Origin of the sequence: Hoylesella timonensis 4401737 = DSM 22865 = JCM 15640 (assembly GCF_000455445.1) — a bacterium.
GTDB lineage: Bacteria > Bacteroidota > Bacteroidia > Bacteroidales > Bacteroidaceae > Prevotella > Prevotella timonensis.
The window spans coordinates 62033-75458 of sequence record NZ_HG417095.1 but is presented as its reverse complement, the minus strand read 5'-3'; the positions used below and the strand labels follow the sequence as shown (position 1 = coordinate 75458).

Below are 13426 nucleotides of genomic sequence, written 5' to 3'. Positions count from 1 at the left end.
ACACCCAACAACACAACGCATGTAAACTTGCAAGTACGCTGCATGGAAGGAAATTAAATGCTGAATTTTCTTTACAAAGTGCCTCTCAAAACTCGCGTGTAAACAACCAACGTCACAGTTGGTCGCAAATACGCGAATTATGAGCGATATTCATAATTCATTGTTATTGAGTATGTTATGCTTATGTCGTCTCTTTTTATTCCTATTTTTATCACTTTTTGGCGGCTGAAGCATTGAGATAAGCTAACTATTTGCATGCTTTAGAGGCACAACTAATCAATGAAAATGAAGAAATATCGAAGTTGGTGTAAACAGACTGATAATGAGCAGGAAACGGAATAATTTGCATAGAAGTGCTCTTTTCAAAAAGGGCAGGAATATGCAGATTTAGGCAGAAGTTCAGTTACTAAACCGTTACCCGATTTCGTCATAGGTAACGATGGAGTAATATTCGGTAACTGAATTATTTTTGCTCGTGCGGCTGTTGCGACGGTCGGCAGTTTTCTGCATAAGTGATGAACGCTTTGAAATTGGTAATTTTGCCACAAAATATCAAAGCGTATGAAAACAGAAAAAATGAAGGTGTTGCTCTACCTCAAAAAGAGCGGTCTGGACAAGTCGGGTAAGGCTCCGATCATGGGACGTATCACACTTGGAAGGAGTATTGCGCAGTTCAGTTGCAAGCTCTCCTGCAATCCTGACTTGTGGAATCCCCGTGAGAGCAGAATGGATGGCAAGAGCCGTGAGGCGGTGGAAGTGAATGGCAGGTTGGAGAACTTGCTGCTGTCCATTCAGTCAGCCTATCAGTCTTTGCTTGCAAGAGGTTGCCCATTTGACGCAACCGATGTGAAGGAACTGTTTCAAGGCAGTGTGCAGACACGGTGCATGCTCATCGAAAGGCTTGATATGCTCATCAAAGAGAAAGAAAGTCATGTCGGTGTAGACATCAGAAAAGAGTCAATGGCAAGCTATCACTCCACGAGAATCCACTTGCAGGAGTTCATCCAAGCGAAGTATAAGGTTTCTGACTTAGCCTTCTCACAACTGACAGAGAACTTCATCCATGAGTTTCAGCAGTACTTCTTGGGAGAGTGTGGATTTCAGGAAAGCACATTCTACAATGTCGCCACCCATTTGAAAACGGTATGCAGGCTGGCTTACCGTGAGGGGGTGGCAGACATCCTGCTTTTCGACAAAGTCAAAATCAGCAAGGGTAACAAGAAACTCCCCAAAGCACTTGACAGAGGGGCATTTGAGAAGTTAAAGACTCTCCACTTTGAGGACTTGGAGGAGGAAATGGAAACGGCAAGGGATATTTTCCTCTTTGCCTGTTATACGGGTGCTGCATATTGTGATTTGATGGAACTGGACAAGTCCCATCTTGTGCGTGATGACGAGGGTAGCCTTTGGCTGAAGTTCAACCGTCAGAAGACAAGTGTGCCTTGCCGTGTCAAACTGCTGCCCGAAGCCATACGGCTGATGGAGAAGCTCCACAGCGATGAAAGGGAAACATTGCTCCCTTTCATGGGATATGTCACTTACCAATCTTATTTGAAAGCCCTGCGGCTTCGTGCAGGCATCTCGTTTCCTTTTACTACACATACGGCAAGGCACACATTTGCCACACTCATCACGCTTGAACAGGGTGTACCGATTGAGACCGTGAGTAAGATGCTGGGGCATTCCAACGTGAGCATGACCGAGCGTTATGCAAAGGTAACCCCACAGAAACTCTTTGAGGAATTTGACCGTTTCCTTTCTTTCACCGAAGAGATGCAGTTGGCTATCTAATCCTTATTAAGTCATTTGATTTCTTATCTATTCATTTAATTAACTTCAAACCACCAAGACAATGAGAAGTACATTCAAGATACTGTTCTATATCAACAGACAGAAGACAAAGACAGACGGCAATACCGCCATTATCTGCCGTATCACCATAGACGGAAAGAACACAGCCATTAACACGGGCGAAGAGTGCCAGCCCTCTGAGTGGAACACCAAGCAGGGTTTGACAACCAACAAGAAGACCAATCAAAGAATTAATGAGTTCAGGGATTTGGTGGAAAAGACCTATCGGGATATTCTTGTAAAGGATGGAGTGGTAAGTGTGGAGCTTATCAAGAACCGCTTACAGGGTATTGCCACCAATCCGACCACGCTCCTTGCCATGAGCTGGGCGGAACTCCAAACAGTCAAGGAAAGTGTTGGCAGATCAAGGGCAGAGGGAACTTACCTGAATTTGTTTTATTCTGACAGAAATCTCCGTGAATTTGTAGAAAACAAAGGAGTACAGGACATATCCATCGGAACAATTACAGAGGACTTGTTCGAGGAATACCGCTTCTTTCTCAAAAAGCGTGGACTGAAAGCATCTACCGTCAACAGCAACCTCTGCTGGCTGAGCCGACTAATGTTCCGTGCAGTCAGCAAGAAGATTATCCGCTGCAATCCGTTTGAGAATGCCAAGTATGAGAAAGAGGAAAAGAAGATACGCTTTCTGCAAAAGAGCGATGTAATGAAACTTATGTCAATGAGGATGAATGACAAGGAAACAGAGTTAGCAAGACAGATGTTCATCTTTTCCTGCTTCACAGGCTTGGCTATCTCAGATATGGAGAATTTGGAATACAAGCATATCCAAACGGCAGCGGACGGACAGATGTACATAAGAAAGGAACGTCAGAAGACCAAGGTTGAGTTCATCGTGCCGTTACATCCCATAGCGGAAGCTATCATCAGTCATTGCCAGAAAGAGCAGGAAAGAAGCGAGGAACAGCAGACGGTGAAAGAAAAAGATGACCACCTTGTCTTTCACCGTAATTGCAGCCGTAGTGTCATGGATACCAAACTGAGTATTGTGGGAAAGGCTTGTGGTATTCCCCAAAGACTTTCCTTCCACATGGCAAGACATACATTCGGCACGATGAGCCTAAGCGCAGGTATTCCTATTGAGAGCATAGCCAAGATGATGGGGCATGCCTCCATATCAAGCACTCAAGTTTATGCGCAGGTGACGGACAAAAAGATATCAGAGGATATGGACAGGCTCATTGCCAAGTACAAGGCTAAGGATAACAATACCACAAATGCGGATGTGGATGCAGCTACAAAGAAAATTCCATTGATTGTTAGTTTAAATGGCAGAAAGGGGGATACGGCATGAATACGAGCTATAAATCAAAGACGAAGACCAGCGCGGGAAATCAGCGCAGTTATTTTGATTGGGGCAGCAATATGCAGATAATCCAAAAGGGAAACGGAAAGATAGTCATGACAGAGGGCGAACTCACAAGGTTCTTCGGAGTAACGTGGAGTAAACTTAACCATAGACTGCAAACAGTAATGAAATCCTCCCATCTACATCCCAATGAGAAGGTTGCAGGTGAGGAGGAAATCATCATTAACGGACAACTCAAAGGTTATGCTCCGCTCTATTCACTAACAACAATCATCGCCTTGTCCTTTCAATTGGACAGTACGGAAGCGCATTTGTTCAGAAAGTATATCTGTGAGAGGTTGCAGAAACCTGTATCCGTGATAATACCGATGTTTATGTTCGGTAACACGAATAACTAATTGATTATTTCTTATCTTTCCTTTTTCTTTCACTGAGATTGTATCTTACTACATAACTACATTAAGGGATAAAGCGGTGAAAGAAAAAGGATTAACGTGTAGTAAAGTACTCGAAATAATGGTACTACGCAGTAACTACATTTGTCTTTCTTCTTTCACCGCTTTATAGAGAATGCTCTATATCTCAAAATCAACAAGGAAAAGGCCGTAGTGTCGTATGTGCGCAGAGTGAAATACCTTGGCTACTCCTTTTATGTAATGAACGGCAAATGCCAACTCACGGTACACCCAAAGTCCAAAGCCAAGATGAAGTCAAGGCTAAAAGAACTGACAAGTCGCAGTAATGGATGAGGACACGCCAAGAGAAAGCAAAAGCTGAAAGAATACATAAGAGGTTGGGTAGGTTACTATCACCTTGCCAATATGAAACGTCTCCTACTTGACACTGATGAATGGTTAAGACGTAGAATACGCATGTGTATATAGAAAGCTTGGAAGAAAGTCAGGACAAAAGTGGCAAACCTCATCAGATATGGTATCAATCAATACCAAGCATACGAATGGGGTAATACTCGCAAGAGTTATTGGCGAATAGCTGATAGTCCTATTTTAACAAGGACGATAGATAACAATAAACTACGCTCAGCAGGGTATGCCACTTTAATGGGATCGTATCTCGAATGACACCTAAAATAGGAACCGCCGTATGCGGAACCGCATGTACGGTGGTGTGAGAGGTCAGTGAACACGAAAGTAAGAGATAAGCACCTATGATTAGTGTTTACCTCCTACTCGATTGCTCTTTTGAGTTTTATCGGACAGCAATAGTTGCAAGTCAACTGTATTTGCTATATTATCAATAATTGAAATAATAAGGCCAGACAGTCTAACCCTACCGAGCGTTACATGCAACCTGAAATTAGAAAACATCTTACAGCAACGTCTTTCAAATCATTGCGCATAGATTCTACCATAGACAAAAACTGCGATGGTATTTCTGAAACACCAAGATGAATAAAACCCAATCCTGTAGTAATTTCAAATGCCCCTATTTTGTCAAATGTGAGAGTAGGCGTTTCTATTGCATCAAGATTTTTCTTGATGATTTGGCGCAAGTCCAAATCGATCGGAGTATCATCTATGAATGCTAATGTTATATGACAATAGCCCTTCTGCCATGCAACAGGTATTTCACTCATTATAGACCTCATTCTCTTAAACCAATCTGTTTCATAGTCTATTGGAACTTTCAATTCAAAGGAAAGTATCATTCCGGGATTTGGCGTTGCTGATGGGTGGAATACCAGTTGCTTTATAATAACAAAAAGCATAGTCAGTTCTGAAAGGATACATTAAACAATATGGATAACCTAAAAATAACATTAGCTTAACATTTGCCACCAATAAGACAAGCTAAATTTGCAGTGTTAAAAGAACAACAAACTTGATTGATTGCAGTTTGAAAATTTATTGCAATAAATGACAATTATTATTCACATTTAATTTTAAAAGTTATGAAAACAGAAGTTTGTATGCAGGAGATGAATCTGCAAGAAATGAAAAGTACTAATGGTGGTGGTATATCCATTATTAAAGTAACTGGTGCTATGGACGGAATTAAAGGAAACACAGAAATCTTTATCTTCGGCATTCGTGTATTTCACGGTAAGAATGTAGATTAACATTATCTCTCTCATTGTCATCCAAGATTATTATAGTTTTGGATGACAATAAGTTCTTTTGTTAGTATGAAAGTAAAAATTTGCACTATTTTATCCTTATTATTCATTGTAAATCTGAATGTCTCAGGTCAGGCTGTATTGCTGGATAAAACAACAAATCAGCCAATATCCTATGCGCAGATTTTAAATAACAAAGGGGCTGTCGTTGGAACGACAGACATTGACGGTAATTTACCTAAAAACTTGAGTGATGAGATTGTTACTATACAGCATATTGCCTATAATCCAAAGAATGTGAAATCCTCACAATTTAAGAAAGGCAAATCTGTTTTTCTTTCTCCTATTGACTATCAATTGAAAGAGGTGACAGTTACAGCAAAGAATACAGATTACATTTATCTTAAGACTTACTTCCGAAGCTATCAACTGAATGATTCTTGCATGAAATATTTCAGAGACGGCTTCTTGGATTTTTTTATCAATGTAAAACATAAAGATACGGAGAGATTTGTTCAAAAGATCCGTACTTTCCAAAACAACGAATTGATTGAAAAGGATACGAAAAGAACAAATACTCTTGTCGATAAATATATTTATACTCCATATTTGGATGGTCTCACATTAATAGAATCATTAAAAAAAGAAGGATGGAGATATAATGCGGATAGTATAGATTGCCGATTATTCTTAAACGAAATGGTTGGAGGTGTAATAAGGTTAGATACAGTTCAAGGGGTATTGCGAGTTGAATATGATGCTCTTACTACTAAAGAAAAGAAGCCTAAAACACTATTTGGTTATACTACACGGCTTGAGAACTTTTATCAGACAGAAAATTATATATATAAGTCTGAATATCAATCTTATATGGATTTGATAAACCGAAAGAACTATAGAAGGTTGTTTTTTAGTCACAAGAAGGAGCCCAAAGAACAGATGATTGAAGTTTTTGATGAACTATATGTTTTGGAACACAAGTATATCTCCAAAGACGAAATGAGACAGTACAAAAAAGTAAGGAAATCAAAATCAAACGAGCCTTTTTCTGAATGGGATGATAGTACAATAGTCACTCCATTAGCACCACAATTAGTGCAAATAATGGAAAGCCATATGACACAGGTTGAATAATGGTTTCTTCTCTCTTACTCTATAAATGAAAAGTAGCAATTACCATGGATATATTTGATCATGACATGAGCTACTTTAACGTAATATATTTTCCGCTTCAATATAATAAATTTAGTGCCAAAAACTTGAAGATTATTCCTGGACTTCAAGTATAAGTCCAGTTCCTCTTTTGGTAATAATCTCTATTGAAGAATCAGCGGCAAATAGCTTTCTGAGTTTGGTAATGAATACATCAAGGCTGCGAGATGCGAAATAATCATCCTCAGTATTCCAAAAACGGCTTAAAATGACATTTCTTCTCACTACTTCACCTTTGTTTTCTGCCAACACCTGAAGAATCTGCGCTTCTCTTACAGTAAGCATGAATCGTTTATCTGTTACATTGTCAAGCAATGTAGAGTATTTGGTATTTAAGGTGTAATGTCCGAAGTTGCATAAGTCTTCTTCATTTCTGCTTTTCTTGCCTTCTTTCATCTTCAGAATAGCGTGAAGATGCGCATCAAGTTCATCAGGAACAAATGGCTTCTTTATATAATTGTTAACACCTATGTCATACCCCTTACGAACATCTTTCGGTGATGTTAAAGCAGAGGCAAATAGTATCGGTGTGTCACCATCCGTTTCTCTGATTCGTTTTACCATTTCAAAACCGTCCATCACAGGCATATCAATATCAGATATGATGATGTCTGGTTTTTGATTTTTCCATGCTTCTAAACCTTCTTTTCCGTTTGTGGCTACAATAACCTCATAACCTCCGATTATTTCCTGTAGGCCTGCCTGTACGATATAGCATAAGTTGGCATCGTCTTCAATAAGTAATAGCCTTGTCATAAATTTTCGATTATTTGTGGTAGATAAATAATAAATTCTGTAAACTCTCCCTTTATACTATTAACGATAATTCTTCCATTATGAGCCTCAACAACCTGCTGAACGAAGTTTAGTCCAAGACCAAATCCGGCAGTCTGCTTTTTCCTGCTGCGACTGGCCGCAACACGTTCATACTTATCAAATATATTTCGCAGGTCTTTCTCTGATATTCCAAGACCATCATCGCATATCTTTATGATATTATATAGATCGTTGCTTGATGAGGAAATTTTAATGTTTACGCGCTCTTTGGAATATTTAATTGAGTTGTCTATCATGTTACTGAATACTTCTTCAATATATTCCGCATCAGCATAAATTTCATTAACCTGAAAATCAAATTCAAAAAATACAGGCTTTAGCGACTTTACTCTGAATTTTTCTGACAGTCTGTCAAACATCGGTTCTAACATTATCTTTTCAAGACTCATCTCTAACTTATTATTCTCAAGTTTTGATATAGTCAGAACCTTGTTCGTGAGTGTCAGTAGGTGATTAGCCTCTTCCTTTGCTATATTGAAGAATTTTTCTTTTGTTTCAGGTTTATTATCCAGTTTTCCTCCTTGCAAGAAGCTCAACGCTGTCAATATTGTACTTAGAGGCGTTTTCATATCATGAACCATTGCATATGAGAAATCTTCACGAATCTGCGAAATCTTATTTATACGAACAATGATTCTTATTTGATAGGCTATACAAGATATTACAAATACGACTAATAAAACTGTTAATATAAGAAGCAATCCCAACCTTTTTATGATATGTAAATATGGGCTGTTTAAAGCTATTTGTATCCCATATGAGAAATCCAGTCGTGTAGGAATAATGCTCGATTGTATAATGCCAAATTGAAAAAGTTTACAATCATTGCTTTTCTCATATATCGAATGAGTTTCAGGATTTATAGACAAAATAGTATAATCTGAAAATATTTTTCGTTCCCTTAATTGCATCCCGACAATAGAATCGATTTCCTGGATGGAGTATTTGATTCCAAGTTGATACAATCCGTCATATAAATATGTTATTGATGGCACAGAGTCATTTTGAGTTCCTCCTGCAATTTCTTTTCCATCTGGTATATATTGGGATACACGATTTACTTCTGCGTATAAGGCATTGTTTAATATGCGATTACACTCGTCTTGTATATCTTGTTTAATTAAGTTATATGTAGTGTGTAGCCATATACATTGCAATGTAATTATAGCTAATAAACCTATATATGTAAACCAACGAATATACTTATATTGTATCATCTTATTTTAGTGCAAATATACAACTATTTATTGGATTATCATAGTTGAATGTTTGTGTTTCTATATCCGTATCAATTGGTTTGTACATTATTGTGTGTACTTACTTGACAAATGGGATAAAAACCGCAGAAAAGATAACATAACATTAACCTTATGGTAACGTTAGAAAGTATAATTTTACAATACTTTTGCATCGTAATAATTAACAACTTAAATATATATAGCAATGAGAAAAATGAACGAACAAGAATTGAGAGACACTTTTGGAGGTGAAAAAGTATGGCGTTTTGTAAATGGGAAATGGATAGAAGTCATAAAGAAATGATTTCATCATTAACCTAATGATAACATAAAGGTAACATAATGGCTGGTGAAGTCGGTGTTCTTTTGCATCAAAGAACAAAAAAACGAATAGATAATCATTCTTTAAAAAGTGTACATTATGAAAGGAGAAGAATTAAAATTATTAGAGAAAGAAGAGTTGAAAAGTCTAATCGGTGGTGTGGCACCGGGACCTAATGGTGAAACCTGTACGGAACATGGATTGCCAGACTTTCTTAAAAGTAAACCGTTTGGGGATATTTTGAAACAAACCAAACAGTAAAAATTTCATAGAAATCACATGGTATTAACTAATCAATTAAATGCAGTATGAAAGAATTAAATCAAAATGAAAGCCTCTTAATTACTGGTGGGTATTACCCTCCGACAGAGGAGCAGTTGGAAAAATTGAATCCGCTTGAGAGAATTATTATTTGATGGTAACATGTAAAAAAGTAACGTATGGAGAAAACTGAAATGATGCAGGCTATGAGCATGCAAGAACTACAAACTATTAATGGTGGAGCTTTGACAAAAAATGAAGAACGGCTTATAATTTTTGCCTTAGGAGGTTTATTTGGACTAGCTATTTATGAAATAAGTTGTAATCAAAAAAAGGAAGACTAACATTTATTAAATTAATAAGAATATGAGCAATATTGAAAACCTTTCCATTACTGAAATGAGAAACACTAATGGAGGAGTAGTTGGAGTAATTATCGGAGCTACTGTGGCTTATATGGCAATCATTGCAACATTAGCTTGGGAGATGGGAAAAGATAATAGAGAAGAATAATATTATTAACCAAGAGGTTATCCCCCACAAAGGGATTTTTTCTGACAGATGCCTCTGTTAGAGTAAATTCTAACAGGGGCATTTTAGTATTTCGTTTGAGGGGGCAATCTCATAATTGTAATGTATCATGAAAAAGGCAATATTATTTTATGTTTCTATGATATTGGTTACTGTTGGAAGTATCATCAGAATACTAGAAGTTAATTCAATCATAGTTTATAGCTTATTAGTAATCGCATTTTTGCTATCCGTAATAAATGTAGTACTTACTGTTAAAAGCAAATGTAGGGATAAAAATTAATTAATATAAAGTATTATGCTATTGCCACACGAATGGATAGAAAATAGTATTGAGGCATACATCTATCAACACACAACTAAATCGCAGATAATCTATTGGGTCGTTCTGTTCGCCATAACAGTAACATTGGTGGCACTTCCCTTTATTTATGTAGATATTTCGGTTCAGGGAAATGGTGTGGTAAGACCTGTAGCGGAAAAGGCAGAAATCACATCCTCCATTACAGAAATTGTGGATTCTGTATTTGTTAAAGAAGGCGATCAGGTCAACAAAGGGGATGTGATTCTCAGATTCCGTACTAATAATTCAGACTATAAAATCGGCTATCATAAAAGTAGATTGAACGATTGCAGTGCACAACTTGCAGATCTTGCTTATTTGGCAAAAGGAGAAAAGCCTGAGCGATTCAATTCTCCAGTAAGACAACAGGAGTACGCTTATTTCAGTCGGAGGAAGCAAGAAATGGAAACTTCACTTGCTCAAGCGGAAAAGGAGTTTATACGAAACAAGACATTATTCGAGAAAAAAGTGATTTCGGAAGAGGAATACGACAGCTATTATTTTAAGTTCAAAAGCCAACAAAACGAACTTGCTTCGTTGATACAGAGTCAACTTAGCACATGGCAGGCTGATCAAAATACTTACCGCAATACATACGATGAAATGAACTCCAGTTTAAAACAGGAAAAAAAAGACAAGGATATATACATTGTACGCAGTCCTGTGGATGGTACAATAGACCAGTTTTCTGGAGTATATCGTGGAAGTAGTATTCAGGCAGGACAGTCATTGGCAGTAATCAGTCCTGACTCAACACTTTGTATGGAAGTGTATGTTACTCCGAGAAATATAGGATTTATTAGTATAGGAATGCCAGTAAACGTACAAGTTGAATCATTCAATTATAATGAATGGGGTATGATACCCGGTAAGGTAAAAGATATCTCATCAGATTTTCTAACTGACAGTCAAGGTAATTCGTTCTACAAGGTAAAATGTGAAATGGAGCGGGACTATCTGCAACTGAAAAATGGAAGAATCGGAAAACTTAAAAAAGGAATGACTGTAAATGCGCATTTTATGGTTACACGCCGATCGTTATTCAACCTGCTCTATCAGAAAATGGACGGATGGATTAATCCGAAACAATATGAAACGAAACAATGGTAGCGAAACTGAATTAATTAGAGAATGATGATTATGTTCAAGAAAGGAATTAAAATCAAGCAACACGATATTACAGACTGCGGCGCTGCATGTTTGGCCTCTGTCTGTGCTCACTATGGATTAAGATTTCCCGTAGCTCGAATCAGACAATACGCATTTACCGATCAAAAAGGGACAAATGTGCTAGGCATGATTGAAGCAGCCAACAGACTTGGACTTTCAGCGAAAGGTGTAAGAGCGCAATTTGAAGCACTTTCCATCGTTCCGAAGCCAACAATAGCCCATGTAATAGTGCATGAACATCTACAACATTTTGTTGTCCTTTATAAGGTTGAGAAGGAAAACATCGTCTATATGGATCCCGGAGACGGAAGAATGCACAAGGTAACGAATGATGAATTCCAAAAGATGTGGACGGGTGTCCTTATATTGATGGAGCCAGAAGAGACTTTCAAGAGGGGGAATATGAAAACCAGCATGACAAGAAAGTTCTTCTCACTATTGGCACCGCATAAAAGCGTTATGTTTCAGGCCGTCTTCGGAGCATTGGTATATAGCATACTCGGACTTTCCACATCGGTATATGTAGGTAAGATTACTGACTATGTATTGGTGGATGGCAATATCAATCTGCTCAATCTAATGAGTATGGTGATGATTTTGATCCTTGTTCTCCGGACTTTCATCGGAGCAATGAAGAGTATTCTGGCACTGAAAACAGGACAACGCATTGATGCCGCTCTGATACTTGGCTATTACAAGCATTTGTTGACATTGCCACAACAATTCTTTGACACGATGCGGGTAGGTGAAATCATTTCTCGTGTAAACGATGCCGTGAAGATACGAAATTTCATCAACAACGTATCGCTTGATTTGGTTGTGAATTTGATGACTCTTCTCTTCTCCGTTGGTCTGATGTTCGTTTATTCATGGGAACTGGCTTTAGTTACACTTGCGTCTGCGCCGTTATTCCTAATGATATTTTGGAGCTTCAATAAATTGAACAAGAAATATCAGCGCGGCATTATGGAAAGTAGTGCCGATTTGGAATCACAATTGGTGGAATCCATCAATTCAATATCCACTATCAAGCGTTTCGGTATAGAAGATTTTGCCAATTTGAAAACGGAAACACGCTTCGTGCATCTGTTAAAAAATACATTCAGAAGCATTTATGGGGCAATTATGGCACAAGGAAGTATCCAATTTGTTTCCACTGCCATAACCATTGCTGTCCTTTGGATGGGAAGCGTATTGGTCATTGATAAGGAACTAACTCCGGGAACATTGATGGTATTCTATTCACTCATAAGCTATGTCATTTCACCAATCGCTTCGCTTATATCTTCCAACCAGACTATTCAAGATGCACTGATAGCAGCCGACCGTCTTTTTCAGATTATGGATTTGGAACGTGAACAAGATGATAACCAAAAAATAGAACTGAGCCAGGATATGATAGGAGATATTACTTTTGAAAACGTGTCATTCCGTTATGGCTCCCGAAAAGAGGTTTTCAACGGGCTTAACCTGAAGATTGAGAAAGGTAAGACAACCGCAGTCCTAGGAGAAAGTGGCTCTGGAAAGACCACACTAATTTCATTGTTGCAACATATTTATCCTATTCAGGCAGGTCAAATACGCATCGGGGAATATGACATAGCCCAGATAAACAATAGGAGCCTTCGTAAACGTGTAGGAACCGTACCACAACAAATAGAATTGTTCGCAGGAACAATCATAGAAAACATAGCAGTCGGAGATCTTCAACCGGATATGAAAAAGATTGTCAACCTTGTAGAACAACTTGGACTGAAGGATTTTATTGAACGTTTGCCAAACAGCTATATGACATACATCGGTGAACATGGCGCATCACTATCCGGAGGAGAGCGACAACGTATAGCCATCGCTCGTGCTTTGTATAAGGAACCTGATATCCTAATTTTCGATGAAGCGACCTCTTCCTTGGATTCCATTTCGGAAAAACATGTAAAGCAAACTTTGGATGCACTGGCAAAATGTGGTAAGACCGTTATCATTATCGCACATCGTCTGAGTACGGTAAAGAATGCTGATATGATTGTGGTTCTTGACAACGGACAGGTTGCAGAAAAGGGTACACATAAAGAATTATATAATTCCGGCGGTGTTTACAGTCGTTTGTGGAACGAACAATTTGATCAGTTGGATTAAAAATTGCCGACTATTAAATTGACCGCTTAATTAACCTAATGATGACATTACGATAACATGCGCTCTTGCTCCATAGATGTACCTTTGCATAATAATAATAACAGCATAATTCAAAAAC

13 protein-coding genes and 1 pseudogene are annotated in these 13426 nt (G+C 38.1%); 11 read left to right on the top strand and 3 right to left on the bottom strand.

What is annotated here, in order from left to right:
* Nucleotides 1–561: 561 nt before the first annotated feature.
* The 4 genes and pseudogenes from BN35_RS07100 to BN35_RS13170 form a co-directional block, all read left to right on the top strand.
* A complete protein-coding gene (locus BN35_RS07100; protein WP_025072905.1) occupies nt 562–1791 on the top strand; it encodes a site-specific integrase in 1230 nt (409 codons plus the stop codon).
* A 61-nt stretch (nt 1792–1852) separates the two neighbouring features.
* Nucleotides 1853–3166, top strand: a complete 1314-nt coding sequence (locus BN35_RS07095; protein WP_044071337.1) for a site-specific integrase — start codon at nt 1853–1855, stop codon at nt 3164–3166.
* Nucleotides 3163–3579: a hypothetical protein gene (locus BN35_RS07090; RefSeq protein ID WP_025072906.1), complete on the top strand. Its 417-nt coding sequence runs from the start codon at nt 3163–3165 to the stop codon at nt 3577–3579. The genes BN35_RS07095 and BN35_RS07090 overlap by 4 nt, the downstream gene beginning before the upstream one ends.
* Nucleotides 3580–3738: 159 nt before the next feature.
* Nucleotides 3739–4313, top strand: a pseudogene (locus BN35_RS13170) (group II intron maturase-specific domain-containing protein); the annotation flags it as partial.
* Nucleotides 4314–4481: 168 nt separating this feature from the next.
* Here BN35_RS13170 and BN35_RS07085 read toward each other — a convergent pair.
* Complete coding sequence (locus BN35_RS07085; RefSeq protein WP_025072907.1) at nt 4482–4910, bottom strand: 2'-5' RNA ligase family protein; 429 nt, start codon at nt 4908–4910, stop codon at nt 4482–4484.
* A gap of 183 nt (nt 4911–5093) precedes the next feature.
* Here BN35_RS07085 and BN35_RS13720 point away from each other — a divergent pair, with 183 nt between their 5' ends.
* Both BN35_RS13720 and BN35_RS07080 read left to right on the top strand, forming a co-directional pair.
* Nucleotides 5094–5261, top strand: a complete 168-nt coding sequence (locus BN35_RS13720; protein ID WP_154653957.1) for a hypothetical protein — start codon at nt 5094–5096, stop codon at nt 5259–5261.
* Between the two features lie 66 nt (nt 5262–5327).
* On the top strand, nt 5328–6392 hold the full coding sequence (locus tag BN35_RS07080; RefSeq protein WP_025072908.1) for a hypothetical protein: 1065 nt from the start codon (nt 5328–5330) through the stop codon (nt 6390–6392).
* A gap of 132 nt (nt 6393–6524) precedes the next feature.
* Here the strand turns inward: BN35_RS07080 and BN35_RS07075 are convergent, their stop codons facing one another.
* The gene (locus BN35_RS07075; protein ID WP_025072909.1) at nt 6525–7226 is read right to left on the bottom strand and encodes a response regulator transcription factor; all 702 of its coding nucleotides are present in this window, start codon (nt 7224–7226) and stop codon (nt 6525–6527) included.
* The gene (locus tag BN35_RS07070) at nt 7223–8524 is read right to left on the bottom strand and encodes a sensor histidine kinase (protein WP_036893727.1); all 1302 of its coding nucleotides are present in this window, start codon (nt 8522–8524) and stop codon (nt 7223–7225) included. The genes BN35_RS07075 and BN35_RS07070 overlap by 4 nt, the downstream gene beginning before the upstream one ends.
* A 442-nt stretch (nt 8525–8966) precedes the next feature.
* Between BN35_RS07070 and BN35_RS13165 the strand changes: the two genes are divergently transcribed.
* From BN35_RS13165 to BN35_RS07060, 5 genes are all read left to right on the top strand, one after another.
* Nucleotides 8967–9128: a bacteriocin-type signal sequence gene (locus BN35_RS13165; protein ID WP_081411470.1), complete on the top strand. Its 162-nt coding sequence runs from the start codon at nt 8967–8969 to the stop codon at nt 9126–9128.
* A gap of 179 nt (nt 9129–9307) precedes the next feature.
* Nucleotides 9308–9472 (top strand): hypothetical protein, encoded by a 165-nt coding sequence (locus tag BN35_RS13715; RefSeq protein ID WP_154653958.1) that lies wholly within the window; start codon nt 9308–9310, stop codon nt 9470–9472.
* A gap of 22 nt (nt 9473–9494) precedes the next feature.
* Complete coding sequence (locus BN35_RS13710) at nt 9495–9641, top strand: hypothetical protein (protein WP_154653959.1); 147 nt, start codon at nt 9495–9497, stop codon at nt 9639–9641.
* A 316-nt stretch (nt 9642–9957) separates the two neighbouring features.
* Nucleotides 9958–11112: an HlyD family secretion protein gene (locus BN35_RS07065; protein ID WP_025072911.1), complete on the top strand. Its 1155-nt coding sequence runs from the start codon at nt 9958–9960 to the stop codon at nt 11110–11112.
* A 30-nt stretch (nt 11113–11142) separates the two neighbouring features.
* On the top strand, nt 11143–13308 hold the full coding sequence (locus BN35_RS07060) for a peptidase domain-containing ABC transporter (RefSeq protein ID WP_234396776.1): 2166 nt from the start codon (nt 11143–11145) through the stop codon (nt 13306–13308).
* The last annotated feature ends 118 nt before the right edge of the window (nt 13309–13426 follow it).